The sequence below is a fragment of the Paraburkholderia oxyphila NBRC 105797 genome (genome assembly GCF_000685075.1).
In the GTDB taxonomy this organism is placed as follows: domain Bacteria; phylum Pseudomonadota; class Gammaproteobacteria; order Burkholderiales; family Burkholderiaceae; genus Paraburkholderia; species Paraburkholderia oxyphila.
On the sequence record NZ_BAYD01000038.1, the window covers coordinates 60,219 to 86,597 of the forward strand.

Annotated in this window: 23 protein-coding genes; 15 read left to right on the forward strand and 8 right to left on the reverse strand. The window is 65.4% G+C overall.

The features are described 5' to 3' along the window. The first annotated feature begins 179 nt into the window (after window positions 1-179). Window positions 180-1,706: an AMP nucleosidase gene (locus BO1_RS23020; RefSeq protein ID WP_028219565.1), complete on the forward strand. Its 1,527-nt coding sequence runs from the start codon at window positions 180-182 to the stop codon at window positions 1,704-1,706. Between the two features lie 84 nt (window positions 1,707-1,790). On the opposite strand, the gene BO1_RS23025 is transcribed toward BO1_RS23020, so the two are convergent. The 4 genes from BO1_RS23025 to BO1_RS23040 form a co-directional block, all read right to left on the reverse strand. After that, on the reverse strand, window positions 1,791-2,105 hold the full coding sequence (locus BO1_RS23025; protein ID WP_028219566.1) for a hypothetical protein: 315 nt from the start codon (window positions 2,103-2,105) through the stop codon (window positions 1,791-1,793). After that, window positions 2,102-2,698, reverse strand: coding sequence for a hypothetical protein (locus BO1_RS23030; RefSeq protein ID WP_028219567.1), 597 nt, complete (start codon window positions 2,696-2,698; stop codon window positions 2,102-2,104). Before BO1_RS23030 ends, BO1_RS23025 begins: the two co-directional genes overlap by 4 nt. 66 nt (window positions 2,699-2,764) lie before the next feature. Then, complete coding sequence (locus BO1_RS23035) at window positions 2,765-3,292, reverse strand: chromate transporter (RefSeq protein WP_028219568.1); 528 nt, start codon at window positions 3,290-3,292, stop codon at window positions 2,765-2,767. Next, window positions 3,289-3,891 carry a chromate transporter gene (locus BO1_RS23040; RefSeq protein ID WP_028219569.1) on the reverse strand — a complete coding sequence of 201 codons (603 nt, stop codon included), beginning with the start codon at window positions 3,889-3,891 and terminating at the stop codon, window positions 3,289-3,291. The genes BO1_RS23035 and BO1_RS23040 overlap by 4 nt, the downstream gene beginning before the upstream one ends. A 95-nt stretch (window positions 3,892-3,986) precedes the next feature. On the opposite strand from BO1_RS23040, the gene BO1_RS23045 reads away from it, so the two are divergent. Next, complete coding sequence (locus tag BO1_RS23045) at window positions 3,987-4,892, forward strand: transcriptional regulator GcvA (RefSeq protein WP_028219570.1); 906 nt, start codon at window positions 3,987-3,989, stop codon at window positions 4,890-4,892. A gap of 167 nt (window positions 4,893-5,059) precedes the next feature. On the opposite strand, the gene BO1_RS23050 is transcribed toward BO1_RS23045, so the two are convergent. Continuing rightward, the gene (locus BO1_RS23050) at window positions 5,060-5,815 is read right to left on the reverse strand and encodes an LOG family protein (RefSeq protein ID WP_043285995.1); all 756 of its coding nucleotides are present in this window, start codon (window positions 5,813-5,815) and stop codon (window positions 5,060-5,062) included. A gap of 1 nt (window position 5,816) precedes the next feature. Between BO1_RS23050 and polA the strand changes: the two genes are divergently transcribed. The 3 genes from polA to BO1_RS23065 all read left to right on the forward strand — a co-directional run bounded on the left by polA (window position 5,817) and on the right by BO1_RS23065 (window position 11,190). Next, window positions 5,817-8,642, forward strand: a complete 2,826-nt coding sequence (polA, locus tag BO1_RS23055) for a DNA polymerase I (protein WP_043285997.1) — start codon at window positions 5,817-5,819, stop codon at window positions 8,640-8,642. A 232-nt stretch (window positions 8,643-8,874) separates the two neighbouring features. Continuing rightward, on the forward strand, window positions 8,875-10,230 hold the full coding sequence (locus BO1_RS23060) for an NAD(P)/FAD-dependent oxidoreductase (RefSeq protein WP_028219573.1): 1,356 nt from the start codon (window positions 8,875-8,877) through the stop codon (window positions 10,228-10,230). A gap of 87 nt (window positions 10,231-10,317) precedes the next feature. Further along, complete coding sequence (locus BO1_RS23065) at window positions 10,318-11,190, forward strand: dienelactone hydrolase family protein (protein ID WP_028219574.1); 873 nt, start codon at window positions 10,318-10,320, stop codon at window positions 11,188-11,190. Window positions 11,191-11,214: 24 nt separating this feature from the next. On the opposite strand, the gene BO1_RS23070 is transcribed toward BO1_RS23065, so the two are convergent. Together BO1_RS23070 and BO1_RS23075 are read right to left on the reverse strand one after the other, a co-directional pair. After that, window positions 11,215-12,084 carry a sulfurtransferase gene (locus tag BO1_RS23070; RefSeq protein WP_028219575.1) on the reverse strand — a complete coding sequence of 290 codons (870 nt, stop codon included), beginning with the start codon at window positions 12,082-12,084 and terminating at the stop codon, window positions 11,215-11,217. Window positions 12,085-12,220: 136 nt separating this feature from the next. Beyond that, window positions 12,221-13,327 (reverse strand): aromatic ring-hydroxylating oxygenase subunit alpha, encoded by a 1,107-nt coding sequence (locus tag BO1_RS23075; protein ID WP_028219576.1) that lies wholly within the window; start codon window positions 13,325-13,327, stop codon window positions 12,221-12,223. A 309-nt stretch (window positions 13,328-13,636) separates the two neighbouring features. Between BO1_RS23075 and BO1_RS23080 the strand changes: the two genes are divergently transcribed. From BO1_RS23080 to BO1_RS23100, 5 genes are all read left to right on the forward strand, one after another. Further along, window positions 13,637-13,978 carry an exodeoxyribonuclease VII small subunit gene (locus tag BO1_RS23080; protein ID WP_028219577.1) on the forward strand — a complete coding sequence of 114 codons (342 nt, stop codon included), beginning with the start codon at window positions 13,637-13,639 and terminating at the stop codon, window positions 13,976-13,978. Beyond that, complete coding sequence (locus BO1_RS23085) at window positions 13,975-14,868, forward strand: polyprenyl synthetase family protein (protein ID WP_028219578.1); 894 nt, start codon at window positions 13,975-13,977, stop codon at window positions 14,866-14,868. Before BO1_RS23080 ends, BO1_RS23085 begins: the two co-directional genes overlap by 4 nt. A gap of 86 nt (window positions 14,869-14,954) precedes the next feature. Next, window positions 14,955-16,862, forward strand: coding sequence for a 1-deoxy-D-xylulose-5-phosphate synthase (dxs, locus tag BO1_RS23090; protein ID WP_028219579.1), 1,908 nt, complete (start codon window positions 14,955-14,957; stop codon window positions 16,860-16,862). Window positions 16,863-17,045: 183 nt separating this feature from the next. After that, complete coding sequence (folE2, locus tag BO1_RS23095; RefSeq protein ID WP_028219580.1) at window positions 17,046-17,855, forward strand: GTP cyclohydrolase FolE2; 810 nt, start codon at window positions 17,046-17,048, stop codon at window positions 17,853-17,855. A 355-nt stretch (window positions 17,856-18,210) separates the two neighbouring features. Further along, window positions 18,211-19,326: a porin gene (locus BO1_RS23100; protein ID WP_028219581.1), complete on the forward strand. Its 1,116-nt coding sequence runs from the start codon at window positions 18,211-18,213 to the stop codon at window positions 19,324-19,326. A gap of 135 nt (window positions 19,327-19,461) precedes the next feature. Here the strand turns inward: BO1_RS23100 and tsaD are convergent, their stop codons facing one another. Then, window positions 19,462-20,496, reverse strand: coding sequence for a tRNA (adenosine(37)-N6)-threonylcarbamoyltransferase complex transferase subunit TsaD (gene tsaD / locus BO1_RS23105; protein WP_028219582.1), 1,035 nt, complete (start codon window positions 20,494-20,496; stop codon window positions 19,462-19,464). Window positions 20,497-20,694: 198 nt separating this feature from the next. Here tsaD and BO1_RS23110 point away from each other — a divergent pair, with 198 nt between their 5' ends. The 5 genes from BO1_RS23110 (at window position 20,695) to dnaG (ending at window position 26,297) form a co-directional block, all read left to right on the forward strand. Next, entirely contained in the window at window positions 20,695-21,921 is a 1,227-nt protein-coding gene (locus BO1_RS23110; RefSeq protein WP_028219583.1) for a BaiN/RdsA family NAD(P)/FAD-dependent oxidoreductase, read from the forward strand. A gap of 142 nt (window positions 21,922-22,063) precedes the next feature. Then, complete coding sequence (locus BO1_RS23115; protein WP_084688128.1) at window positions 22,064-23,032, forward strand: universal stress protein; 969 nt, start codon at window positions 22,064-22,066, stop codon at window positions 23,030-23,032. A gap of 297 nt (window positions 23,033-23,329) precedes the next feature. Then, window positions 23,330-23,542 carry a 30S ribosomal protein S21 gene (rpsU, locus tag BO1_RS23120; protein ID WP_013434742.1) on the forward strand — a complete coding sequence of 71 codons (213 nt, stop codon included), beginning with the start codon at window positions 23,330-23,332 and terminating at the stop codon, window positions 23,540-23,542. A 298-nt stretch (window positions 23,543-23,840) separates the two neighbouring features. Further along, a complete protein-coding gene (locus BO1_RS52325; protein ID WP_043286001.1) occupies window positions 23,841-24,287 on the forward strand; it encodes a GatB/YqeY domain-containing protein in 447 nt (148 codons plus the stop codon). Between the two features lie 111 nt (window positions 24,288-24,398). Beyond that, window positions 24,399-26,297, forward strand: a complete 1,899-nt coding sequence (gene dnaG, locus BO1_RS23130; RefSeq protein ID WP_028219585.1) for a DNA primase — start codon at window positions 24,399-24,401, stop codon at window positions 26,295-26,297. Window positions 26,298-26,379: the final 82 nt, after the last annotated feature.

Below are 26,379 nucleotides of genomic sequence, written 5' to 3' on the forward strand. Positions count from 1 at the left end.
GCGAACGGGGCCTGCATGCCGCGTCGATGGGGCCGCTGCGGCGGGGGGGCGGTATCGCCCGGTAGCCGCTTGCGGCGGGGCTGCGCGCAGCATCCGAATCTCCCGGGCGTGCGAAGGGCGTTGTCAGAATGACCTTCTTCCGTGCTAATGTCGTTCCATATGAACCGAGGCGAACGAACATGAACAACGAGATCCACCGGCGCGCCTTCATGACGCCCCCACACGACTTTCCGGTCGAAGCATTCGAAGACGCAGCCGACGCCGTCACGCGCCTGTCCGCCATCTATGAGGCGAACACCTCGTTCCTGCGCGATGCGTTCGCGCGCTATCGGCGCGGCGAGGCGTTGGACCATCGCGTGCGCGCATGCTATCCGTTCGTGCGCATTCACACGGAGGTCAACACGCACATCGATTCGCGCCGTTCATATGGTTTCGTCGCGGGCCCCGGCGTGTTCGAGACCACCGTCACGCGCCCCGACCTGTTCAGCAATTACTATCGCGAGCAATTGCGGCTGCTCTCGAAGAACCATCATGTGTCGATCGAAGTCGGGGTGTCGGAGCAGCCCATTCCGATTCACTTCGCGTTCGCCGAGGGCATCCACCTCGAAGGCGATCTGGACCGCGAGCGGCTCTTCGCGATGCGCGACATATTCGATACGCCGGACCTGGCCGAGCTCGACGACCGCATCGTCAACGGCACCTACGAACCGGCGCCCGGCGAGCCGCAGCCGCTCGCGCTCTTCACGGCGCCGCGCGTGGACTTCTCGCTGCATCGCCTCAAGCACTACACGGCGACCTCGCCCACGCACGTCCAGAACTACGTCCTCTACACGAACTATCAGTTCTATATCGACGAATTCGTGAAGCTCGGCCGCGCGATGATGGCGCGCACCGACGACGCCGACTTGCGCAATTACCGCAGCGAATACACGTCGTTCGTGGAGCCGGGCGACGTGGTCACCTACAACGCGAATCTCGGCGAGCAGGACGACGAGGGCACGCCGCCCGCGCGTCTGCCGCAGATGCCCGCGTATCACCTCAAGCGCGCGGACGGCAGCGGCATCACGATGATCAACATCGGCGTGGGGCCGTCCAATGCGAAGACGATCACGGATCACATCGCGGTGCTGCGCCCGCATGCGTGGATCATGCTCGGCCACTGCGCGGGGCTGCGCAACACGCAGCGTCTCGGCGACTACGTGCTCGCGCACGGCTACGTGCGCGAGGATCACGTGCTCGATGCCGACTTGCCGCTGTGGGTACCGATTCCGGCGCTGGCCGAAGTGCAGGTGGCGCTCGAGCGTGCGGTCGCGCAGATCACGCAGCTCGACGGCGTGGAGCTCAAGCGCGTGATGCGCACGGGCACGGTGGCGAGCGTCGACAATCGCAACTGGGAATTGCGCGAGCACCGCGAGCCGGTGCAGCGTCTTTCGCAGAGCCGCGCGGTGGCGCTCGACATGGAGAGCGCAACGATTGCCGCAAACGGCTTCCGTTTTCGCGTGCCGTACGGCACGTTGCTATGCGTCTCCGACAAGCCGCTGCACGGCGAGCTCAAGTTGCCCGGCATGGCCGATTCGTTCTATCGCGCGCAAGTGGATCAGCACTTGCAGATAGGCGTGACGGCGATGGAGATCTTGCGCACCAACGGCTTGCACAAGCTGCATAGTCGCAAGTTGCGCAGCTTTGCCGAAGTGGCGTTTCAGTGAAGTAGACAAGACGGTCCGGCGCCTGTGGGGATCTTGCGCGCCGGACTTTCTGGACGATTGCTCAGGGCGGACTGGCAGAGCGTTTCAGCTCAGAGGCACGTAACCTGTTGCGAGCGCGGCTGCGAGCGGCGCGTGCGCATACTTGCCGCCGTCGAGCCTCAGCGCAATGTTTTTCGTCTTCATGGTCATGGCGATACGCGTGGCAGCATCGACAGGCAGTGACGTAGGCTGGGCGTAGATGACGTTCGGCGTAGGCGATGTCCGCCTGGACTGAGCGTCGAGTGCATCATAGAGGGCAAGCGAACGGTACAGGCGGCTTACGAGCCAGGACAACACGATTCCGACGAATATACCGGCGGCAGGAATGCCGATGATTTCGGCTACAGGCGAGTATGTCATTTATTGAACCGCTCAAGAGTGGCCTTTAACAAGGTCAGGCTGGCTGCGATGCCGTAGGCAATGCAGCTTTCCGTTTGTGGTGTTCCCCATGTAGTGGAGATGCTAGCACTGCCGTCAGGGTGAAGACGCAACAGCCAGAGGACAAATATGCCGCCGGACAAGAAAAGTGCGAAGATGGCCAGGCCAACATTTGCATACCCGATGTATCTTGTCGTCCTGTTGCGCCGGATGTCGGCACGGTAGGTGCAGGCCCATTGCTTGCGAGCGGAGAATTGAAGTATTGAAGGGGGCTGGGGCAGTGCGATCAGCCTCGGCAGACTGCCTGGCATGCTCATGCAGGGCAGGGCCATCGTGAGAGCCGCCGCCATCATGGTGGGCGAGAAGAAGTCCAGCGAGTGGCACGCGCTACGCGCGCGCAGCGCGCACAGTTCGTCGCGAAGTTTGTATTCGACGAGGATGAGCACCAGCGGCGCAACGACCACGATGGCGATGACGAGCCAGTTCGCCTGGGCCTGTCCTGCTCCGGCGTAACCTTCGATCAGATAGTTCTGCGAAAAGGCCTCAATTGGCCGTTTGGCGAATAGCGCCGGCATGCTTGGCCGGCCTGTGGGTCGCTAGCCGCGATTGGGCTCATCCGGACGAATGACGGCTCGGGGCCGCTACTGCCCGAATCCCGTCAACCCGATCAGGCTCCCCGCCGCGAGCAGCCACAGCGGATGAATCTTCGTGCGCATTGCGAGCACGGCACACACGCCCGTGATAGCCCACGCGATCCACGTCGGATCGGAGGCTTTCGCAATCAGCATTGCGCTCGCGGCCACGAGCCCCGCCGTGACCGGCACGAGCCCGCGCTGCGCGCTACGCCGCCATGGCCGGTCCTTGAAGCGATCCCACGCGTGAAGCGCGGCCACTGTCACGAGCGAGGACGGCCCGAACTTCGCCACCGACGTCACGAGCATGCCGGCCCAGCCGGCCACGTGCCAGCCCACGAGCGTCACGATCATCATGTTCGGCCCAGGCGCGGCCTGGGCGAGTGCAAACAGCGCGCTGAACTCGCTCGCGGGCATCCAGTGATGCACCTCCACGACCTGGCGCTGCATCTCCGGCAGGATCGTGTTGCCGCCGCCGAAGGCGAGCAGCGAGAGCTGGCAGAAGATCGTGGCGAGCGCAATGAGTGTGGCGCTCATTGCGCTTCTCCCGCGCGGCGGGCGGCACGGGCCGCAACGGCGATGCCGACCGGCGTGAGCACGAGCATGGTGGGCAAGAGCGGCACGCGCAACAGCGCGATGGCGATGAAACCCAGCAATGCAATCACGGCAGCGGCCGGGTCGCGGCGCAGCGGCAGCACGATCTTCGCGGCCATGGCGATCAGGAGCCCGGCTGCGGCGGCGGCGAGGCCGACGAACAGGTGCCGCACGTGCGGATCGTTCTGCGTGCGCTCGTAGAGCACGCCCAGCCCGATTACGACGAGCGACGGCCCGGCGATCAGCCCGAGCAGCCCGGCGAGGGCGCCGCGCCAGCCCCTGAAGCGCATGCCTACCGCCACTGAAAGGTTGATCACGTTGCCGCCGGGCAGGAATTGGCACAGTCCGAGCAGGTCCGTGAATTCGGCGGCCGAGAGCCAGCGGCGCTGCTCGACGATGGCGCGGCGCGCGAGCGGCAGCGCGCCGCCGAAGGACGTGAAGCCGAGGCCGAGAAAGCCGAGGAACAGATCGCGCACGCCGGGCGCGTTGTCTGTGGGGATGGCGGTGGCCTCGGAGGTGGAGGAGACGGGATGTTGTTTCATGCGAAGACCTCGATGGCAAGCTCGAAGCGTAGCGCCGAACCTCCCTCGCGCAAAACGATTTCTCGGCCGGGTTCTTGTGACCTAGAATCACAAGCATGGCTCGCTCCCTTCCTCCCTTCCCTGCGCTGCGCGCGTTCGAAGCCGCGGCGCGGCACAACAGCTTCACCGCCGCGGCGGCCGAGCTCCATGTGACTCACGGTGCAATCAGTCGCCAGGTGGCGGCGCTGGAGGCGTGGGTGGGCGTGCAGGTGTTTCATCGGCACGGCAAGCGCGTCGCCCTGACCGAGGACGGGCGGCGCTATCTCGGGGCCGTGCAGGGGGCGTTCGACAGCATCGCGCGCGCCACGGCGGAACTGCGCGATACCGGCGTCGTCCGCGTGCTGCGCGTGAATGCGCTGCCCACCTTCGCCATGAAGTGGCTGCTGCCGCGTCTTTCGCAATTCCAGCGTCTCGCGCCCAACGTCGAATTGCGTCTTGCCACGTCGAACGCGCCCGTCGAGACGCTCGATGCGTTCGACGTTGCCGTGCGGCGCGGGCCGGCGCATTGGCCGGACTGCGCGAGCGGCTATTTTCTCGACGAAACGGAGTTGCCGGTGTGCAGTCCGGCGCTATTGAAGCGTGCGCCGATCCAGTGCGCCAACGATCTCGCGCGCCACGTCCTGCTGCACTCGGACACGCGCCCCGATGCGTGGCGCACATGGCTCGCCGCCGCCGGCGTCACGGCCAAGTGCAGGAAGAAGCAGTCGTTCGACCATTTCTATCTGGCCTTGCAGGCCGCGGAGGACGGGCTCGGTGTGGCGCTCGGACCGCTGCCGTTGCTGGACGACGAGCTGGCTTCGGGGCGCCTCGTCGCGCCGCTTGCCGGCCCGCATCTGGATGCGCGCGGCTACTGGTGGGTTGCGCGACGCGAGGTGGCGGACGTGCCCGTGGTCGCGCAGTTTTGCCGGTGGCTCGAAGAGCAGGCCAGTGCCGGGCAGCACGAGCGTAACGGGGTGAGTTGAGGCCGGGCATGCAAGTCGCGCGCCTGAAAGCCCGAAGAAAGTTTTTCGCATGTGCCGGGCCTGCGCGGCGCGGCACATGCGAGCGCTGCGAAGTCAGCGCGTCAGGCTGGTTGTGCAGCGCACTCGCGCGCGGGCGCGAGGCGCCGGCACGCGAGTGACGTCGAACATCAAAGATAGAACATGCGGTCTTCGTCGGGCTCGGGGCGGCTCGGATGTTCCTTCTCCGGCTCCTCGCCGCTGTCCTCGTAGAACTTGAGCACGGCTTCGAGCACCTGGTCGGGGTCGTCGATCACCTGCATCAGGTCCATGTCTTCCGGATTGATCAGACCCATCGGCACGAGCGCCGCGCGGAACCAGTCGAGCAGGCCCTTCCAGAACTCGGCGCCCACCAGAATGATGGGCACGTGGCGCGACTTCTTGGTCTGGATGAGCGTGAGCACCTCGGCCAGTTCGTCGAGCGTGCCGAAGCCGCCCGGCATCACGATCACCGCGTCGGAGTTCTTGACGAAGGTGACCTTGCGCGTGAAGAAGTGGCGAAAGCGCAGCGAGATGTCCTGCCACTGGTTGCCCGATTGCTCGTGCGGCAACTCGATGTTCAGGCCCACGGAAGGCGACTTGCCCGCGTGCGCGCCCTGGTTGGCGGCTTCCATGATGCCGGGGCCGCCGCCCGAGATCACGGCGAAGCCCGCGTCCGAGACTTTGCGCGCGATCGTTTTGGCGAGCTGGTAGTACGGCGAGTCCGGTTTCAGGCGCGCAGAACCGTAGATGCTGACCGCTGGCCGGATCTCGGACAGGTATTCGGTCGCCTCGATAAACTCTGCCATAATCGTGAACATCTGCCACGATGCGCGCGCCTTCTTGGCCGTTGCGCGCTCTTGATCTGCGAGTGAACGCAGACTCGGAATCACTTTTCTCTTGTCCATAATGCCTGAAGAACTACGCGTGGATACAAAGCTACAGCAACAAACTGGGCTGGAAGGTAAGACCCTGCTGCTGGTCGACGGTTCTAGCTACCTCTATCGTGCCTTCCATGCGATGCCTGATCTGCGCGGTCCAGACGGCGAACCGACAGGTGCGCTATACGGCATCATCAATATGCTGCGTCGCATGCGCAAGGACGTTACGGCAGAGTATAGCGCGTGCGTGTTCGATGCAAAGGGCAAGACGTTTCGTGACGACTGGTATCCCGACTACAAGGCGAACCGGCCATCCATGCCCGAGCCGCTCGCGGCGCAAATCGCGCCTATCCACGAGGCCGTGCGCGCGCTCGGCTGGCCGCTGCTGATGATCGAAGGCGTCGAGGCCGACGACGTGATCGGCACGCTCGCCAGCCAGGCGGAACAGCTCGGCATGAAGGTGGTCGTGTCCACGGGCGACAAGGACCTCGCGCAACTCGTGACCGACCACGTCACGCTCATCAACACGATGACCAACGAGACGCTCGACCGCGAAGGCGTGATCGCGAAGTTCGGCGTGCCGCCGGAGCGCATCGTCGACTATCTCTCGCTGATCGGCGACACGGTGGACAACGTGCCGGGCGTGAACAAGTGCGGCCCGAAGACGGCGGTGAAGTGGCTCACGCAATACGGCACGCTCGACGGTATCGTCGAGCATGTGGATGAAATCAAGGGCGCCGTCGGTGGCTATCTGCGCGACGCGCTCGACTTCCTGCCGATGGCGAAGAAGCTCGTCACGGTCGAGACGGCGTGCAATCTCGCGCCTCACCTCGAATCGATCGAGGCGTCGCTCGCCACGCTTCCCGAGGCGCTCGAAGACCTGCGCGATATCTTCGCGCGTCACGGCTTCAAAACCTGGCTGCGTGAAGCGACCGACGCCATTCAGAACGGGACCGTGGCTGCGCCCACGGCCACGGCCACGGCGGATAAGGCGGACAAGGCGCCCGAGAAGGACGCGAACGTGCAGCCCGCATTGTTCGTCGATGCGCCGCGCCACTACGACACGATCCAGACATGGGATCAGTTCGACGCGTGGCTCAGTAAGATCGAAGCGGCAAAGCTCACCGCGTTCGACACGGAAACCACTGCGCTCGATCCGATGGTGGCGAAGCTCGTGGGCATGTCGTTCTCCACCGAGCCTGGCAGTGCCGCGTATCTGCCGCTCGCGCATCGCGGGCCCGACGCACCCGAGCAACTGCCGCTCGACGAAGTACTCGCGCGCCTGAAGCCGTGGCTCGAAAGCGAGCAGCACAAGAAGGTCGGCCAGCACATGAAGTACGACGAGCAGGTGCTCGCGAACTATGGCATCGAGCTGAACGGCGTCGAGTACGACACGCTGCTCGAATCGTACGTGCTCGAATCGCATCGCACCCACGACATGGACAGCCTCGCGCTGCGCCACCTCGGCATCAAGACGATCAAGTACGAAGAGGTCGCGGGCAAGGGCGCGCAGCAGATCGGCTTCGACGAAGTGGCGCTCGCGCAGGCCGCCGAATACGCAGCCGAAGACGCCGATGTCACGCTGCAACTGCACCTCGCGCTCTATCCGCAGATCGTGACCGAGAAGGGCCTCGATTATGTGTATCGCGAGATCGAATTGCCCACCTCGCGTGTGCTGCGCAAGATGGAGCGCAATGGCGTCCTGATCGACACGGAGCGGCTGGAGAAGCAGAGCGCCGAGATCGCGGTGCGGCTCGTCGAGCTCGAACAGCAGGCCTACGCGCTCGCGGGCGGCGAGTTCAATCTCGGCTCGCCCAAGCAGATTGGCCAGATCTTCTTCGAGAAGCTGCAACTGCCGGTCGTGAAGAAGACGCCGAGCGGTGCGCCGTCCACCGACGAAGAAGTGCTGCAGAAGCTCGCCGAGGACTACCCGCTGCCCAAGCTGCTGCTCGAGCATCGCGGCCTTGCCAAGCTCAAGTCCACCTACACCGACAAGCTGCCGCGCATGGTCAACGCGCAAACGGGCCGCGTCCACACGAACTACGCGCAGGCGGTGGCGGTCACGGGCCGGCTCGCCTCGAACGATCCGAATCTGCAGAACATTCCCGTGCGCACGGGCGAAGGGCGGCGCATCCGCGAGGCGTTCATTGCGCCGCCGGGCTGCAAGATCGTGTCCGCCGATTATTCGCAGATCGAACTGCGCATCATGGCGCACATCTCGGGCGACGAGTCATTGCTCGAGGCGTTCAAGCGCGGCGACGACATCCACCGCGCCACGGCGGCGGAAGTGTTCGGCGTGATGCCGCTCGAAGTGAGCAACGACCAGCGGCGCATCGCCAAGGTCATCAACTTCGGGCTGATCTACGGCATGAGCGCGTTTGGCCTTGCCTCGAATCTCGGCATCACGCGCGATGCGGCCAAGCTCTATATCGACCGCTATTTCGCGCGTTACCCGGGCGTGGCGCGCTACATGGACGAGACCCGCATGGACGCGAAATCGCGCGGCTATGTCGAGACCGTGTTCGGCCGCCGCCTGTGGCTACCCGAGATCAACGGCGGCAACGGTCCGCGCCGCCAGGCCGCCGAGCGTGCCGCCATCAACGCGCCGATGCAGGGCACGGCCGCCGATCTCATCAAGCTTTCGATGATCGCCGTGCAGCAGTGGCTCGACAAGCGCAAGATCGGCACGAAGATGATCATGCAGGTCCACGACGAACTGGTGCTCGAAGTGCCCGACGACGAGCTCGCCGAAGTGCGCAAGTGCTTGCCGGAACTGATGTGCTCGGTGGCGAAGCTGAAGGTGCCGCTCGTGGCCGAAGTGGGTGTGGGTGCGAACTGGGAAGAAGCGCACTGAGGGTGCACGCGGGGGATGCAGAGCACGCGCCCGGACAGGCCGTAACCGTAGCCGCGCCGTTGCGCAAGCGGCCGGTGCAGATGTCGCTAATGCGCACCGCGCGTCTTGCCGCGGTGCGCCGCGTCAGCCGACAATGAGCCGGAGACCGACGCCGCGCAGCCTGTGAGCGCCGATATTGAATATCGGATGAGCGTCGGATGTTCTATCGCCTGTCGACATGCACGGAGAGTCTATGCACCGCTTTATCGTTGTGGGAGGAGGCGCCGGAGGCCTCGAGCTGGCAACACGGCTAGGCGACCGTTACGGAGAAACGCGCGCGAAGCGTGGCAGGCTGCGTGCCTCGGTCACGCTGGTCGACCGCAACCCGACGCATATCTGGAAACCGCTCCTGCATGAAGTCGCGGCGGGCAGCATGGACCCGTTCACGCAAGAGCTCGAGTACGCGGCGCAGGCGCGCTGGCACGGCTTCGAATTCCAGCAGGGCGAGCTGACCGGGCTCGACCGCGCGGCGAAGCGCATCACGCTCGGCGCGGTGCAGGACGAAGACGGTGGCGAGATGTTGCCCGAGCGCGTGCTTGAATACGACACGCTCGTGCTCGCGATCGGCAGCACGACGCACTTCTTTGGCGTGCAGGGCGCGGCGGAAAACTCCATCGCGCTCGACACCGTCGAGCAGGCCGAACGCTTTCGCAAGCGCCTCATCGCGGCGTGCATGCGTGCGGAGCATCAGGAGCCGGAGCCCTGGATTCACGGTCAGCACGACCACGAAGGCAACGAAGTGCCGCGCGTGCAGATCGCGATCGTCGGCGCGGGTGCGACGGGCGTCGAGCTTTCCGCCGAGCTGCGCAACACCGCGCAGGTGCTCTCGGCTTACGGCCTGCACAAACTCGATCCGAGTCGCGACGTGGGCATCGTGCTGATCGAATCGGGCCCGCGCATTCTGCCCGCTTTGGCCGAGCGCGTTTCGTCGGCCACTACCGAGCTGCTGCGCAAGCTGGGCGTGCGGATCATGACCGGCGAGCGCGTGATCGACGTGGCGCCGGGCGTCGTGCGCACGGCGAGCGGCAAAACCGTGCGCGCGGACCTCACCGTGTGGGCGGCGGGCATCAAGGCGCCGGCGGTGCTCTCGGAGCTCGACGGCCTGCCCGTCAACCGGCTCGGTCAGTTGATCGTGCGCCGCACGCTGCAAACCGAGATCGACGACAACGTCTTTGCGCTAGGCGACTGCGCCGCCTGCGAGTGGCCCGGCCACGAACGTGGCGTGCCGCCACGCGCGCAGTCCGCACACCAGCAGGCCTCGTTCCTGTTTCAATCGATGGGCGACCTGCTCGCGGGGAAGCCGCTGCCCGAGTTCACGTATCGCGATTTCGGCTCGCTCGTCTCGCTTGGCCACTTCAGCGCGGTCGGCAACCTGATGGGCGGGCTGATCGGCGGGAGCATGCTGATCGAAGGGCTCTTCGCCCGCTTCATGTATATGTCGCTTTATCGGCTGCATATCGCGGCGCTGCACGGCTATGCGCGCATGGTCCTCGACACCTTTGCGCACTGGCTGCGGCGCACGACGCTGCCGCGCGTGAAGCTGCACTGATGCCGACGATGCGCCGGGGCTGAACAGCTCCGGCGCTGCGCCGGTTTGTGCGGTTCTCTTGTGTCGTCCTTTCGAAAGGAGCGTCGCATGCTCAAACCTGAAGTCGACAGTCTCGTCTCGCACGTGCCGTTCGACCGGCGCACCTTCATCAAGGCCGCGCTGGGCAGCGGTTTTGCCGCTGCCGTGCTGCCGGTCTCCGCACAAACGATCCACACGGACAGCGTGGGCCTCGAAGCCGGCGAGATCGCGTTCGAGTCGAGCGGTACGCTGATTCCGGCGTACCGCGCGCAGCCGCGCGGCAAGACCCATCTGCCGGTGATCATCGTGATTCACGAGATTTTTGGCGTGCACGAGCATATCGCCGATGTGTGCCGACGCTTCGCGAAGCTCGGCTATCTGGCCATCGCACCGGACTTTTTCGAGCGCGAAGGCGATGCGTCCGCGTATCAGACGATTCAGCAGATCGACCAGAACATCGCGAGCAAGGTACCCGATGCGCAGGTGCTCGGCGACATCGACGCTGCGCTCGTCTGGGCCGGCCAGAATGGCGGCGACCTCAAGCGCGTGGGGATCAACGGCTTCTGCTGGGGCGGCATCTATGCGTGGCTCTATGCCGAGCACAATCCACGCGTGAAGGCTGTCGTGTCGTGGTACGGGCGTGTGGCCGGCGCTCACACCGCGAACTCGCCGCAGAATCCGCTCGATCTCGCGGGCAATCTGCAGGTGCCGGTGCTGGGGCTCTACGGTCTTCAGGACAAAAGCATCCCGCAGGACACGCTCGAGCAGATGAAGGCGGCTATCGCGCAGGGCCCGCAAGGCGGGCGCGGCTCGCAGTTCGTCGTGTACGACGACGCGGGCCATGCGTTCTTCGCGGACTACCGGCCGAGCTATCGCAAGGCCGATGCGGAGGATGGCTGGAAGCGCGCGATTGCGTGGTTCAAGGAGCACGGCGTCGGCTGAGGCCGGCGCCGTGCCTCATGAGGCTCAGGGGTTCGGGCCCGTCGCCACAGGCCGTTTCGGGTCCGAGCACCACTCGCTCCACGAGCCCGCATAGAGCGCCGCGCCATGCATGCCGGCGATCTCCATCGCCAGCGCGTTATGGCAGGCCGTCACGCCCGAGCCGCATTGCAGCACCACGTGCTCGGGCGTCTTGCCCGGCAGCAGCGCGCCGAATTCGTCGCGCAGCGTGTGAGCGGACTTGAAGCGGCCGTCGGGCGTGAGATTGTCCACGAAGTAGCGGTTGATCGCGCCGGGGATATGGCCGCCCACCGGATCGATCGTTTCGTTCTCGCCGCGATAGCGGTCGGCGGCGCGCGCATCGACCACCGTGAGCTCGTGCGTCGCGAGGTTGCGCTCGACGGCCTGCGCATCCACCGTCACTTGCAGCGGCGCGCCAGCCTTGAAGGTGCCTTGCGTGCCTGCCGGGACATCCTTCGAGAGCGGGAAGCCGGCGGCCTGCCAGGCGTGCAGGCCGCCGTCGAGCACGGCGACCGAATCGTGTCCGAGCCAGCGCAGCAGCCACCACAGGCGCGCCGCATACCGGCCGTCCTGTTCGTCGTAGGCGACCACTTGCTGACCCGCATTGAGCCCCCAGCTCATGAGCGTGGCGACGAGCGACGCGCGATCGGGCAGCGGATGACGGCCGTTCTTGCCGGTCTTCGGACCCGAGAGGTCGCGGTCGAGGTGGAGATAGCGCGCGCCCGGCAGATGGCCGGTGGCATAGGCGGTTTCGCCCGCGGCGGGGTTCGCGAGATCGAAGCGGCAGTCGAAGACGAGCACGCTGCCAGGCGCCGCGGTGAGGCGCTCGTGCAGGTTGGTGGCCGAGATCAGCGTGGTGTAGTGTGTGTGGGGCATGACGGCTCCTTGAATCGTGCGTGGCCGGCGGTTCGCAGTGGTCTTTGCCGTGCCGGCCCGATGCCGTCAGTCTAAACAAAAAGACGGGCCGAAGCCCGTCTTTCCGTGAAGCGTTGTCTGCCCGCGAATGAAGCGCTCAGATCGTGCCGAGCTCGCGCCGCAGGAACTCGTGGAAGTGCTGCATGCCGTCTTCCATCGGGCTCTGGTACGGGCCGACTTCCGAGACGCCGCGCTCGAAGAGCGCGCGGCGGCCGGCGTCCATGCGCTCGGCGATCTCGTCGTCCTCGACGGCCGTCTCCATATAGGCGGCACGCTCGGCCTCGACGAACTCGCGCTCGAACAGCACGATTTCCTCGGGGTAATAGAACTCGACGATGTTCGTCGTCTTCTGCGTGCCCTGCGGAATGAGCCACGAGCAGACGAGCACGTGCGGATACCACTCGATCATCAGACCCGGGTAGTACACCATCCAGATCGCGCCGAACTCCGGCGGCACGCCGTTACGGAAGCGCAGCACCTCGTCGTGCCACTTGCGATAGGTGGCGCTGCCCGGCTTGCCGAGCTGGTTGTGCACGCCCACTGTCTGGACGCTGTACCACTCGCCGAACTCCCACTGCAGGTCGTCGCACGACACGAAGTTGCCGAGACCCGGATGGAACGGCACGACGTGGTAGTCCTCCAGATAGACCTCGATGAAGGTCTTCCAGTTGTAGTTGCACTCGTGGATCTCGACGTGATCGAACATATAGTCCGTAAAGTCGAGATGTTTGGCCGGCCCAAGGCGTGCAAGATCGCGCGCGACGTCGCGCCCGGCCGACTCGAAGAGCAGGCCGTTCCACTTCTGCAGCGGCGTGCTGCTCAGGTTCAGGCAGGGCTTGTCCGCGAAATGCGGCGCACCGAGCAGTTCGCCCTTGAGGTCATAGGTCCAGCGATGCAGCGGACATACAATATTGTCTGCCGTGCCGCGACCGTTTAGCATGATGGCCTGGCGGTGGCGGCAGACGTTCGAGAGCAGCTCGATCTCGTTGCTTTTGTTGCGAACGAGCACGCGACCCTCTTTCTCGCTGGGCAGCGCAAAATAATTCCCCGCCTCGGGCACCATCAATTCGTGGCCGACGTAGCGAGGACCTTTCTGGAAAAGCGTTTCGATCTCGCGCTTGAGAAGCGCTTCGTCAAAGTAAGCCGTGACTGGCAGCTGACTATGAATGGACTTCAGCTGCAATGCATTGCTCAGATTGGACATTCCCACTCCCGATGAAGACGTGAAAGCAGTGAACAACCCAACCATCGAAGATTCGATTTAGGGAGCCGGAGATTATAGCCTGATTGCATCAGGCGGGCTAGCTAAGTTGCTGATTTTTGCAGGAATTGCGTCAAGAAACAGCCAGGAATGCGGTATAAACCGCGACAATAAAGCGCAAAATGCGGCCTTCCGGCACCGATTCGGGCAAACCCCTGGCGTGTGGCCGGCAGGGCACACGAGCCGGCGAGCGGGGCGGTTGGGGGGCTTTTGCCGTAGAATGTCCGCCTTGTTTCATTTTGGCGACCACCCATGGCGAAATCCGCATCGAAAGACCGCGCTGGAACGGACAACGGCGCGGACAAAGGCGCCGAAGCAGGCACGGACGAGGCGTCTCTCGCCGACCTGCCGCAGAGCTACGAGGCAGGCCTCGCCGAGCTCGACGCGCTGGTGGCGCGCATGGAAGGCGGCAGCTTGAGTCTCGAGGAGTCGCTGGCTGCCTACCGCCGCGGCGCCGTACTGGTGAAGTTCTGCCAGCAGCAGCTCGAAAAGGTTGAACAACAGGTGCGCGTGCTCGACGGCGAAACGCTGCGGCCCGTGCCCCTCAATACGACAGGCAGTTCCGCCGCTGGCGGAGACGACGACGATCTATGACATTTGACCAATGGACCCGGCAGGTGCTTGACCGGGTCGAAAGCGCGCTCGATCACTATTTGCCGGCAGCCGACGTGCAGCCTGCCCCGCTGCACGACGCCATGCGCTATGCCGTGCTCGGCGGCGGCAAGCGCGTGCGCCCGCTGCTGTGCCACGCCGCAGGCGAACTGACGAACGCGGCGCCCGAGGCGCTCGACGCGGCGGCGTGCGCGCTGGAGATGATTCACGTCTACTCGCTCGTGCATGACGACATGCCTTGCATGGACGACGACGACATGCGCCGTGGCAAGCCCACCGTACACGTCAAATATGACGAACCGACGGCGCTGCTGGTCGGCGACGCGCTGCAATCGCAGGCTTTCGTCACGCTGACGTCCGATGTGCCGGGGTTGGGTGACTCGGCTCAGCGCCAGGCCTCGCTCGTGCGCGAACTCGCGCTCGCGAGCGGCTCGATCGGCATGGCCGGCGGCCAGGCGATCGATCTCGCGAGCGTGGGCCACTCGCTCACGCGCGAGCAGCTCGAAACGATGCACCGTCTGAAGACCGGCGCGCTCCTGCGCGCCGCGGTGCGCATGGGCGCGCTGGCGGGCGAGACGCCCTCGGCTGGCACACTCGCCGCGCTCGACCAGTACGCAGCGGCCGTGGGCCTCGCTTTCCAGGTGGTGGACGACATTCTCGACGTCACCGCCGACTCGGCCACGCTGGGCAAGACCGCCGGCAAGGACGCGAAGGACGGCAAGCCGACCTACGTGTCGATCATCGGCCTTGATGCCTCGCGTGTGCTCGCGCAGCAGTTGCGTGAGAACGCACATGCGGCGCTTGAACCGTTCGGCGCGCGCGCGCAGCGCCTCGCCGAACTCGCTGATCTGGTTGTGAACCGGGTGAGCTGATTGCGCCAACCCGCCCACGCGCATGAACGGGAATTCATGCGCGGACAGAAGTGCGGGAGCGCTCGATTTCCTACAATGGAACGACGATGTACGACTTGCTGAAAACCATTGACGACCCGGCGGATTTGCGCCGCCTCGATCGCCGCCAGTTGCAACCGCTCGCCGACGAACTGCGTGCCTTCGTCCTCGACAGCGTCTCGCAAACGGGCGGCCACTTGTCGTCCAACCTCGGTACGGTCGAGTTGACGATCGCGCTGCACTACGTGTTCGACACGCCGCGCGACCGCATCGTCTGGGACGTGGGCCATCAGACCTATCCGCACAAGATCCTGACGGGCCGCCGCGACCAGATGTCCACGCTGCGCCAGCTCGGCGGCATCTCGGGCTTTCCGAAGCGCGACGAGTCCGAATACGACACGTTCGGCACCGCCCACTCGAGCACTTCGATCTCGGCGGCGCTCGGCATGGCCGTCGCGAGCAAGCTCAAGGGCGAGAACGCCATGGGCATCGCCGTGATCGGTGACGGCGCAATGACCGCCGGCATGGCCTTCGAGGCAATGAACAACGCGGGCGTGGAAGACGACGTGCCGCTGCTCGTCATCCTCAACGACAACGACATGTCGATCTCGCCGCCGGTGGGCGCGCTCAATCGCCATCTCGCGCGCCTCATGTCGGGCCGCTTCTACGCCGCCGCGCGCGCGGGCGTGGAGCGCGTGCTGCGCCATGCGCCGCCGGTGCTCGACCTCGCGCGCAAGCTCGAAGAGCACGCGAAGGGCATGATCGTGCCGGCCACGCTGTTCGAAGAGTTCGGCTTCAACTACATCGGGCCGATCGACGGCCACGATCTGGACTCGCTGATCCCCACGCTGCAGAACATCAAGGAGCTGCGCGGTCCGCAATTCCTGCACGTCGTGACGAAGAAAGGCCAGGGCTACAAGCTCGCCGAAGCCGACCCGGTCCTGTACCACGGCCCCGGCAAGTTCAATCCGGCCGAAGGCATCAAGCCGTCGGCCACGCCCGCAAAGAAGACCTACACGCAGGTCTTCGGCGAATGGCTGTGCGACGCGGCCGAGCTCGACCAGCGCGTGATCGGCATCACGCCGGCCATGCGCGAAGGCTCAGGCATGGTCGAGTTCGAGAAGCGCTTCCCGGACCGCTACTACGACGTCGGCATCGCCGAGCAGCACGCGGTGACGTTCGCGGGCGGTCTCGCGGCCGAAGGCTTGAAGCCGGTCGTCGCGATCTACTCGACCTTCCTGCAGCGCGCCTACGACCAGCTGATTCACGACGTGGCGCTGCAGAACCTGCCCGTGGTGTTCGCGATCGACCGCGCAGGCCTCGTCGGCGCGGACGGCGCGACGCACGCGGGCGCCTACGACCTCGCGTTCATGCGCTGCATCCCGAACATGATGGTCATGGCGGCGTCGGACGAAAACGAATGCCGCCAGATGCTCTACACGGCGCTCCAGCAGGACTGCCCGACGGCCGTGCGCTACCCGCGCGGCGCGGGCACGGGCGTCGCGACCGTCAAGCAGATGGCCGCGCTGCCGGTCGGCAAGGGCGAAGTCCGCCGCGAGAGCAATGCGCCGGCAGGCCAGCGCGTGGCGATCCTCGCGTTCGGCACGATGGTTGCGCCGGCACTGGCCGCTGCACAGGAGCTGGACGCCACCGTGGCGAACATGCGCTTCGTGAAGCCGCTCGACGCGGCGCTCGTGCGCCAGCTCGCCGAGACGCACGACTACCTCGTGACGGTCGAGGAAGGCTGCATCATGGGCGGCGCGGGCTCGGCCTGCGTGGAAGCCCTCCTTGAAAGTGGGGTTATCAAGCCCGTACTACAATTGGGCCTCCCCGACCGCTTCATCGACCACGGCGACCCGGCCAAGCTGCTGGCGGGCGTTGGCCTTGACGCGGCAGGGATCGCGAAGTCGATTCGCGAGCGTTTTCTCGACAAAGCCGCGAGCGCGTCCGGCAAGTCGGTGATGCGCGTCGCCTGAGTGGGATTAGCGCCTTGCGGCGCGGCCAGCTTCGTTTGAGCAGGCCGGCCGCGAGCCGCGGCAGTCCACTTCAAAATTGAACCGGCGGCCGGGTTGCGTACCCGGTTTCGCCAGCCAGCGCCGGCTCTTGCCGGCGCTTGCCATTTGCGCGCCGCAAGTTTGGCGCGGCCTGAGGACAAGAACATGAATCAGATGAACCCGGCCTTCGTGATGCCGGACGTCCAGAGCTCCGTCGATACCCGTCAGATCCCGATCCAGCGCGTGGGCGTGAAGGGCGTGCGCCATCCGCTCACGGTCAAGACCGGCGCGGGCGACGTCCAGCCGAGCGTCGGCACGTGGAACCTCGACGTTCATCTGCCGGCGGACCAGAAGGGCACGCACATGTCGCGCTTCGTGGCGCTGCTCGAAGAGAACCGTGCGCCGCTCGAACCGGCGACGTTTCGCACGATGCTGGCCGCGATGCTCGAGAAGCTCGAATCGCAGGCGGGCCGCATCGAGGTCTCGTTCCCGTACTTCGTGAAGAAGGTCGCGCCGGTGTCGGGCGTGGAAAGTCTGTTGGACTACGAAGTGACGCTCACGGGCGATGTGCGCAATGGCGAGACGCGCCTTTCGCTGAAGGTGCTCGTGCCGGTGACGAGCCTGTGCCCGTGCTCGAAGAAGATCTCGCAGTATGGCGCGCACAACCAGCGCTCGCACGTGACGATCGACGCCGAGCTCGCGGGCGACCTGCCCGTGGAAGACCTCATTCGCATTGCCGAAGAAGAGGCGTCGTGCGAGCTGTGGGGCCTGCTCAAGCGCCCGGACGAGAAGTTCGTGACGGAGCGCGCGTACGAGAATCCGAAGTTCGTCGAGGATCTGGTGCGTGACGTGGCCGTGCGCCTGAACGCCGATGCGCGCGTGCTTGCCTATACGCTCGAAGCCGAGAACTTCGAGTCGATCCATAACCACAGTGCCTATGCCGTGATCGAGCACGACAAGCGCGTGGCGGGGTAATCGACACGCCGAAATGCGCTAGTTGTCTGAAGCGGAAACATGTCGACGGCAGCTTGTCTGGGCAAGCTGCCGTTTGTATTTGTGAACGGCTTCGACTATCCAGCCAGGTTGGGGTATACCCGCTTTGCCTGGTTATCCTGACATTATTCTCTTCTGTTTCTCATCAGGCAGATCGCTCTATCGCCAGCGCGGCAATCACGTTGCGCGAATATGCGGCGATTGATTGAGGTGTGGCAATACCGAGGTCTACCTTCGCCGTTATAACTCCACTGCAACGCGACTTCATAACGAGTCGGCACACGTTTCTCGCAAACGATGGCCGATCCATCTACCAGAAGATGACGAAGGAGACAGAATGCGCTTTTGCAGAAAGAGCATTTGCGGTACGGCGTTGATGCTGGCGGCGGGTGGCGCGAATGCGCAATCGAGCGTCACGCTGTATGGCATCGCGGACGCGTTTGTCCAGTTCCTCAACAATGATGGCAAGCAATCCTGGTCGCAGCGCGGCGGCGGGAGCACGCCGTCGCGTTTCGGCTTGAAAGGCACGGAGGACCTTGGCGGCGGCCTGAAGGCCGTATTTACACTCGAGAATGGCTTCAACATCAACAATGGCGCCGGCTTTGCCGATACGGGCGCCATGTTCTATCGCCAGTCGTGGGTGGGGCTGACACACGAGCAATACGGCACGCTCACGTTCGGTCGCCAGTACCAGCCGACTTTCTGGGTGCTCTACCCAGGCGACCCGTTTTTCGCCAATGAAGTGATCTCGCTGCTGGCCGCGGCCGGCAATGTCGTCGACCGCAATACGATCGGCATGCAGACCAGCGGCGGGCGCTCGAGCAACTCGGTCGTGTACAAGTCGCCGAAGCTCAATGGGCTCCAGTTGCTGGCCATGTACGCGTTCCAGTCCAGCGTGTCGCAGCCTGCGCCGCAAACGAACGGCAATCTCGTCGATGTCGCCGCAACCTGGTCGGGCTATGGCCTCTATGCGGGGATTGCGTATCAGTACCAGCATCCGGGCACCAAGACCCTGGCCAGCTTGCCTTCAGTCCTCAATACGGTTGGAACCGAGCATTTCAATACTGCGGTCGCTTATCAAATCGGGATCGTCAACCTGCAGTTTCTCTACGGCTATCACCGTCCCAGGCATGACGATTCGAGTCCGCTCGCAACCCAGCTCCTGGCCGTGCATCCCTATAGCGTGATGCAAGCCGGCGCGACGATTCAAGCCACCACGGCCGACACGATCGAAATCGCCGGCCTGCAACGCGTCGTGCGCGGTGTGCATGACAATAGCTGGGCGGTGCAACTGGGCATCGACCACAGTCTCTCGAAACGGACGGCCGTCTATGCGCGCGCGGGCTACATGAAGAACAATGGCTCGGCCACGATGAGCTGGTCGGGTGTCGCAGTCACGGCGCCGGGCACCAGGCAAACGCTCGCGGTCCTTGGTGTGACGCAGCGCTTCTGACGCAGAGGCTTTCGACGATCTCCGACTCGCCGCAAGGCCACGGCGGGCGAGTCTCGTGTTGATGAGGCTTGCTTGTGCCGCTGGCGAGTTTCTGCCGGGCAGGGCGCGAAAGCGGCTGGCGAACCCGAGAATCCGCTATTGCGTGCTCTGCGCGAGCGACGCCAGATCCCAGCGCGGCTTCACCGTGAACGCGTAGTCGCGCGTGGCCTGCTCGGGCCAGCGTGCGAGGCGCAGCGCGCCCGCGAGCGCGATCATCGCGCCGTTGTCGGTGCACAGCGAGAGATCGGGGTAGTGGACTTCGAAGCCGCGCTTCTGCGCGGCCGCCGAAAGCGTCTCGCGCAACTGCTTGTTCGCGCCCACGCCGCCGGCCACCACGAGGCGCTTCATCTTCGTGCGCTTGAGCGCGGCGATCGACTTGGCGGCGAGCACTTCGACGGCGGCGTCCACGAAGCCGCGCGCGATATCGGCCTTGCCCTGCTCGCAGAGGTTCGTGCCGAGCTTCTTCACCTGCGTGAGCACGGCCGTCTTGAGGCCGCTGAAGCTGAAGTCGAGATCGCCCGAATGCAGCATCGGGCGCGGCAGCTCGACGGCGCCCGGCGTGCCGAATTCGGCGAGGCGCGAGACTTCCGGGCCGCCCGGATAGCCGAGGCCGAGCAGCTTCGCGGTTTTGTCGAAGGCTTCGCCCGCGGCGTCGTCGAGCGTTTCGCCGAGCGTCTCGTAGACACCCACGTCGGTCACGCGCATCAACTGCGTGTGGCCGCCCGAGACGAGCAGCGCGACGAAGGGAAAGGGCGGCGGCGCGTCGACGAGCAGCGGCGAGAGCAGATGCCCTTCGAGATGGTGAATGCCGACGGTCGGCCGGTTCCACGCCATGGCGAGCGCGTTGGCGACGCTCGCGCCCACCAGCAGCGCGCCGGCGAGCCCGGGGCCTTGCGTGAAGGCGATGGCGTCGATGTCGCTGCGCGCGGCGCCGCTCTTCGCGAGCACTTCCTCGAGCAGCGGCAGCGCGCGGCGGATATGGTCGCGCGAGGCGAGCTCGGGCACGACGCCGCCGTACTCGCGGTGCATGGCGATCTGCGAGTGCAGTGCGTGTGCGAGCAGGCCGCGTTCGCTGTCATAGAGCGCGAGGCCGGTTTCGTCGCAGGAGCTTTCGATGCCGAGAACGAGCATGGTGTGGCGTGCGACGGCGCCCCGCCCGGCAAGCCAGGCGAAAACCGTCGCTTAATCAAAGTGAAAGGCGAACTTGAAAGTATAGCAGCGCGGGTAAAACCCGGCTCGCGGCGCCCGGCGCGCGGGGGAGCCGACGAGGCGCCGGGGCGGCGCCACCAGGGCGCCACCCCGGCGGAATGCGCAGGTAGAATGCGCGCCATGGAATCCTTCGATATCGCCGTGATCGGCGCAGGGGCGGCCGGCATGATGTGCGCGGCGGTGGCCGGTCAGCAGGGCCGCCGCGTGACGCTGATCGATCACGCGCCGCGCCTTGCGGAAAAAATCCGCATCTCGGGCGGCGGCCGCTGCAACTTCACGAATCTGCACGCGAGCCCCGCCAACTATCTCTCGAACAACCCGCATTTCTGCCGCTCCGCGCTCGCCCGCTATACGCCGCGCGATTTCCTCGCGCTGCTGCGCCAGCATCGCTTGACCTGGCACGAGAAGCACAAGGGGCAGCTCTTTTGCGACCAGTCGAGCGAGGCCATCATCGACGTGCTGCGCGCCGAATGCGACGCAGGGGGCGTGGCGTGGCGGCGGCCCCTGCAGGTCGAGGCGGTGAGCCACGCCGACGGCGCGGGCTTCACGCTCGGCACGGCGCAAGGGCCAATTCGCGCGAAAGCGCTGGTGATCGCGACGGGCGGCCTCTCGATTCCGAAGATCGGCGCGACCGATTTTGCCTACCGCATCGCGAAGCAGTTCGGCCACAAGCTCGTCGATACGCGCCCCGCGCTGGTTCCGCTCACGTTCGCGCCGCAGGACTGGGCGCCCTATGTGCCGCTGGCCGGCGTCTCGCTGGAAGTGCATGTGGCGACCGGCGAGCGCAAGACTGGCGGTGCCTTCGACGAGGACCTGCTGTTCACGCACCGCGGCCTTTCCGGGCCCGGCGTGCTGCAAATCTCGAGCTACTGGCAGCCGGGGCAGCCGATTCGCGTCAATCTGCTGCCCGAGCGGCCTGCTGGCGATGCGCTCGTCGAAGCGAAGGGCGCTACAAAGCGCCAGATCGGCAACCTGCTCGCCGAGTGGGTGCCGTCCCGCCTCGCGCACGCCTGGCTCGAGGCGCATCAGGTGCCGCTGGAAGCGCGTCTGGCCGATCTGCCCGACAAGACGCTGCGCCGTATCGGCGAGGGGCTCGCGCAATGGACGCTGACCCCGACCGGCACCGAAGGCTACAAGAAGGCCGAAGTGACGCGCGGCGGCGTGGATACGCGCGAGCTTTCCTCCGCGACGCTGATGAGTCAGCGCGTGCCGGGGCTGTACTTCGTGGGCGAGGCGGTGGACGTGACGGGCTGGCTCGGCGGCTACAACTTCCAGTGGGCGTGGGCTTCCGGCGTTGCGGCCGGCGAGGCTGCCGCGGAATTCACGCTCGCTGCGGGCAAGGCCTGACGCTCACTAGCGGCGGCATCGCAAAACTACGATTTCTGACAGACACCACGCACCGAGTCTCGAGGGCTTGACGCCCGTCATTGTTGGCCCGGCCATGGAGGTTCACGCTGGAACACTGATCCAATGTGGAGAGGTGTGAAAGGTGAATCAGCAAGAAGAACAGGTGCAGTACGGCGTGCCGCTACGGCGAATCATGATTGCGGTGGACGATTCGAATGCCTCGATGCAGGCGCTGCGCTTTGCCGGGCGCGTGGCGCCGCGCGACGCCGACGTGCGCATCGTCTGTGCCGCCGAGCAGCCGCGCTCTTGGCAGGCCGGCGGCGCCTACACGGCGGGCGATGCCTGGATGAAGGACACGCTCGCCGCCGCGCGCCAGGAGTTGCGTCACGAGGCCGAGCGCACGCTCGAGCGGGCCATGTCCGCGTTCGACGGGCAAGTTGCATCGGTGTCGGGGCACGTGCTCAATCTTTCCGGCGAATCCGGCGCGGTCGTCAACGCCCTGAGCGCGGCAGCCAGCGAATGGCAGGCCGACGTGCTGATTGTCGGGGCGCGTCATCGCGGGCGCGTGAAGCGCTGGGTCGACGGCTCGGTCTCGGGTGCGCTCGCCGTGAGTGCGCCGTGCCCACTGCTGGTCGTGCCGGCCGAGTACGAGGCGCGCGCAGAGGCGCGCTTCGCCCGCATGCTGCTGGCGACGGACGGCAGCGAGGCATCCGCTCAGGCGATCGAGGCGGCCATGCGGCTCATCACGCCGCAAATCGCGTTGCGCGCGATCTATGTCGTCGACCGCAGCAGCGTGGCCGCCGGCCCGGTAGCCGCTCCGGGGCTGGAGGAATCGTTCAGCGGGGTTGGGCGCCAGGCACTCGCCGCGGCGAGCGAGCAACTCGGGCCGGCCGGCGACGCCTGCGAAACGGCGCTCGTGGCGACCGGCCTCATCCGCGACGACATCGCCCACACCGTTCTGCGCGACGCCGAGCACTGGAATGCCGATCTCGTCGTGCTCGGCACGCACGGCCGGCGGGGCGTCGCGCGCTGGCTGCTCGGCAGCGTTGCCCAGCGTGCTGTCGAGATCACGCATGTGCCGCTGCTGCTCGTCGGCCCCGGCGAAGGCTGATCCGCCGCGCTAGCCATATCGCTGCCTGCAAGCCGGCCGGGCTTGCCGCGCGGGTCATGATGCACCTGATCTGCGCGGCTGCCCGGCCTGGTTTGGCCACTCAGGCGGCTCGCGACCGGTTCTTGGGGCACACTGGGATATCGGCCTGCAAGGACCGTTTGAAGGACGACAAACGAAGCGGCGAACGTGGGCGCGCGGGCCGCCTGGGGTCGGGTTTCCCCCTCAAGTGGCCACGCAATGCGCGAGCACGGAACTGCTATACTTGATTCTCTTTACCCCCTGATCCGTTATTGGAAAATGACGACCATCCGCGTAAAAGAAAACGAACCCTTTGAAGTGGCCATGCGCCGCTTCAAGCGCACGATCGAGAAGAACGGACTGTTGACCGAGCTTCGTGCGCGCGAGTTCTACGAAAAGCCTACGGCTGAACGCAAGCGAAAGAAGGCCGCAGCGGTGAAGCGCCACTTCAAGCGTCTGCGCAGCCAGATGCTGCCGAAGAAGCTGTACTGATTCCGGCGGCGTCATGGCTTCCGTTTTTTGGGGAATTCCATGGCGCCGCAAGCAGCCGGTAATGCCGCCGGCCAGCCCGGAAAACCCGGGCCGGGCCGGCAACAAAGCCTGAGCTGTCTACATTGGTGTGGCCGCAGCTGTGTCGAATCCGCACCGACCCGCCTGGAAACGCTTCCAGGCGGGTTTTTGCATTCTTGTGATGTTTCGGTGCGAGGGTTTGGCGGATAGTTTGGCTCGGCGGCCGTACTGCCCGGGTTCGCCCGGGGATTGTGCAACCCCAACGCATTTCAGGTGAGTGATGAGTCTCAAGGACCAGATCAACGACGACATGAAGGCCGCGATGCGCGCGCGCGAAAGCGAGCGCCTCGCCACGATTCGTCTGCTGCTCGCCGCCATCAAGCAACGTGAAGTCGACGAGCGCGTGACGCTCGACGACGCCGGCATTACGGCGGTCATCGACAAGATGATCAAGCAGCGCAAGGACTCGATCAGCCAGTTCGAAGCGGCCGGTCGGACGGACCTCGTCGAGAAGGAAAACGCCGAGCTCCAGGTCCTGGCCGCCTATATGCCCGAGCAGCTTTCGGATGCGCAAATCGCTGCCGAAGTGCAGGCGGCGGTCGCCCAGGTGGGCGCGAGCGGGCCGCAGGACATGGGCAAGGTCATGGGCGTGCTCAAACCCAGGCTGGCGGGCCGCGCCGACATGACCGCGGTCTCCGGGCTCGTCAAGGCTGCGCTCGCGAAGTAAGGGCCAAGCCTCGCGCGCCGCCGGCCATTGCGCCGCGCGCCGCCGCGAGGTCCGTCACGGGCCGTGCGTATGCGCGTGCCCGGCCTCTGTTATCCGAGCGACCGAGCCCTGATGATTCCGCATTCGTTCCTGCAGGATCTGCTCAACCGCGTCGATATCGTCGACGTGGTGGGGCGCTACGTGCAGCTCAAGAAGGGCGGCGCGAATTTCATGGGCCTTTGCCCGTTTCACAACGAAAAGAGCCCTTCCTTTACCGTTAGTCCAACGAAGCAGTTCTATCACTGCTTCGGCTGCGGCGCGCATGGCACCGCCATCGGCTTCCTCATGGAGCACGCGGGCCTCACGTTTCCCGAGGCCGTCAATCAACTCGCACAGTCGGTCGGCCTCACCGTGCCCCAGGAGCCGTCGCCGATGCGCGGCGGCGCCTATGGCGGCAGTGGCGGCGGCGCGGGCACCGGCTCCGGCGGCTACGCGCCAGGCGTCTCGAAGGCCGTTTCCAACGCGCTTTCGGACCTCATGCAGACGGCTTGCGACTACTACCGCAAGCAGTTGCGCAGCGCGCCGAATGCCATCCAGTATCTGAAAAAACGCGGTCTCACAGGCGAAGTCGCGGCCCGGTTCGGTCTCGGCTACGCGCCCGATGGATGGCAGAACCTCGAATCCGCGTTTACCGATTATCGCGACGACGCGCTGGTCGAAGCCGGCCTCGTCATCGTCAGCGAAAAGCAGGACGCGCAGGGTCAGGCGCGCCGCTACGACCGCTTCCGCGACCGCGTGATGTTCCCCATCCGCAACGTCAAGGGTCAGGTGATCGGCTTTGGCGGGCGTGTGCTCGACGGCGGCGAGCCCAAGTATTTGAATTCCCCGGAAACGCCGCTATTTAACAAGGGTAGCGAACTGTACGGGCTGTTCGAGGCGCGTCTGGCGATCCGCGAGCAGCACTACGTGCTGGTGGTCGAAGGGTATATGGACGTGGTCGCGCTCGCGCAACTCGGATTCCAGAACGCGGTGGCAACGCTGGGCACCGCGTGCACGCCCATCCACGTGCAGAAGCTGATGCGTCAGACCGATACGGTGATCTTCAGCTTCGACGGCGATGCGGCGGGCCGCCGCGCGGCGCGGCGCGCGCTGGACGCCTGCCTGCCGCACGCGGCGGATAATCGGACGATCCGCTTCCTGTTCCTGCCCTCGGAGCACGACCCGGACAGCTACGTGCGCGAGTACGGCACCGAAGCGTTCAAGGAGCAGGTCGACCGGGCCATGCCGCTTTCGCAGTTCATGTTGAACGAAGTCCTGGTGGGCAAGGAGCTGGATCAGCCGGAAGGGCGCGCCCGCGCGCTGTTCGATGCAAAGCCGCTGCTGCAGGCGCTGCCGGCGAACGCGCTGCGCGCGCAGATCATGCACATGTTCGCCGACCGCCTCGACGTGCCGTTCGAGGAGGTCGCGGCGCTCTGCGAGGTCGACGCCCGCATTGCCCAGGCCGCGCGTCAGGCGCCCGCGCGCAAGGATCGGCACCTCGTGACCGGGATCGAGCGCAAGGCGCTGCGCAACCTGGTGATGCACCCCCGCATCGTGGCGCAGCTCGACGAGGAGGCCGAACAGGCGCTCATCACGCTCACGCGGCACGGCGAACTGTTCGAGGAAGTGACCACGCACGCGCGTGCGCTGGGCGACGCAGCCGAGTTTCAGCTCCTTTCGGACCTGTTGCGAAACGGTGCGAACGCCCCCACCTTCGAGGAGATTTTTCGCGAAATTCTGGACTATGATGAAAACGTTCGGGATTTGCTGATGAAAAATCCAGAAGATGGCGCTGTGCTGGAGGAGCGCCGCGAGCAGGAGCGGCTCGTGGGCGAGGAATTGGCGGCGGCAATCCTGAAGATGCGCTTCGACGCCTGCAGCGAGCGGTTGGACGTGCTTTCGCGGCAGTCGCGTCATACGCCCGAGGAGCTGGCCGAATATGTGAAACTGAATCAGACGCGAGCTGACATGAAACGCCAGCTCGGGCTGTAGGGTAGGAGCGTGCGCGGGCGATTATTACCGTGCGTGCTATAATAAAAGGTTTTCAGCGGTTTGTTTTTGTTGTTTGTTTTTG

Excerpts from the sequence above, each read along its gene's own strand:
- BO1_RS23050 (WP_043285995.1), bottom strand. The coding sequence starts at position 5,815 with ATGGACAAGAGAAAAGTGATTCCGAGTCTGCGTTCACTCGCAGATCAA.
- BO1_RS23035 (WP_028219568.1), bottom strand. The coding sequence starts at position 3,292 with ATGAGCGCCACACTCATTGCGCTCGCCACGATCTTCTGCCAGCTCTCG.
- dnaG (WP_028219585.1), top strand. The coding sequence starts at position 24,399 with ATGATTCCGCATTCGTTCCTGCAGGATCTGCTCAACCGCGTCGATATC.
- BO1_RS23020 (WP_028219565.1), top strand. The coding sequence starts at position 180 with ATGAACAACGAGATCCACCGGCGCGCCTTCATGACGCCCCCACACGAC.
- BO1_RS23040 (WP_028219569.1), bottom strand. The coding sequence starts at position 3,891 with ATGAAACAACATCCCGTCTCCTCCACCTCCGAGGCCACCGCCATCCCC.
- BO1_RS23070 (WP_028219575.1), bottom strand. The coding sequence starts at position 12,084 with ATGCCCCACACACACTACACCACGCTGATCTCGGCCACCAACCTGCAC.
- BO1_RS23060 (WP_028219573.1), top strand. The coding sequence starts at position 8,875 with ATGCACCGCTTTATCGTTGTGGGAGGAGGCGCCGGAGGCCTCGAGCTG.
- dxs (WP_028219579.1), top strand. The coding sequence starts at position 14,955 with ATGTACGACTTGCTGAAAACCATTGACGACCCGGCGGATTTGCGCCGC.
- tsaD (WP_028219582.1), bottom strand. The coding sequence starts at position 20,496 with ATGCTCGTTCTCGGCATCGAAAGCTCCTGCGACGAAACCGGCCTCGCG.
- BO1_RS23085 (WP_028219578.1), top strand. The coding sequence starts at position 13,975 with ATGACATTTGACCAATGGACCCGGCAGGTGCTTGACCGGGTCGAAAGC.
- BO1_RS23030 (WP_028219567.1), bottom strand. The coding sequence starts at position 2,698 with ATGCCGGCGCTATTCGCCAAACGGCCAATTGAGGCCTTTTCGCAGAAC.
- BO1_RS52325 (WP_043286001.1), top strand. The coding sequence starts at position 23,841 with ATGAGTCTCAAGGACCAGATCAACGACGACATGAAGGCCGCGATGCGC.
- BO1_RS23065 (WP_028219574.1), top strand. The coding sequence starts at position 10,318 with ATGCTCAAACCTGAAGTCGACAGTCTCGTCTCGCACGTGCCGTTCGAC.
- folE2 (WP_028219580.1), top strand. The coding sequence starts at position 17,046 with ATGAATCAGATGAACCCGGCCTTCGTGATGCCGGACGTCCAGAGCTCC.
- BO1_RS23045 (WP_028219570.1), top strand. The coding sequence starts at position 3,987 with ATGGCTCGCTCCCTTCCTCCCTTCCCTGCGCTGCGCGCGTTCGAAGCC.
- rpsU (WP_013434742.1), top strand. The coding sequence starts at position 23,330 with ATGACGACCATCCGCGTAAAAGAAAACGAACCCTTTGAAGTGGCCATG.
- BO1_RS23025 (WP_028219566.1), bottom strand. The coding sequence starts at position 2,105 with ATGACATACTCGCCTGTAGCCGAAATCATCGGCATTCCTGCCGCCGGT.
- BO1_RS23075 (WP_028219576.1), bottom strand. The coding sequence starts at position 13,327 with ATGTCCAATCTGAGCAATGCATTGCAGCTGAAGTCCATTCATAGTCAG.
- BO1_RS23100 (WP_028219581.1), top strand. The coding sequence starts at position 18,211 with ATGCGCTTTTGCAGAAAGAGCATTTGCGGTACGGCGTTGATGCTGGCG.
- BO1_RS23110 (WP_028219583.1), top strand. The coding sequence starts at position 20,695 with ATGGAATCCTTCGATATCGCCGTGATCGGCGCAGGGGCGGCCGGCATG.
- polA (WP_043285997.1), top strand. The coding sequence starts at position 5,817 with ATGCCTGAAGAACTACGCGTGGATACAAAGCTACAGCAACAAACTGGG.
- BO1_RS23080 (WP_028219577.1), top strand. The coding sequence starts at position 13,637 with ATGGCGAAATCCGCATCGAAAGACCGCGCTGGAACGGACAACGGCGCG.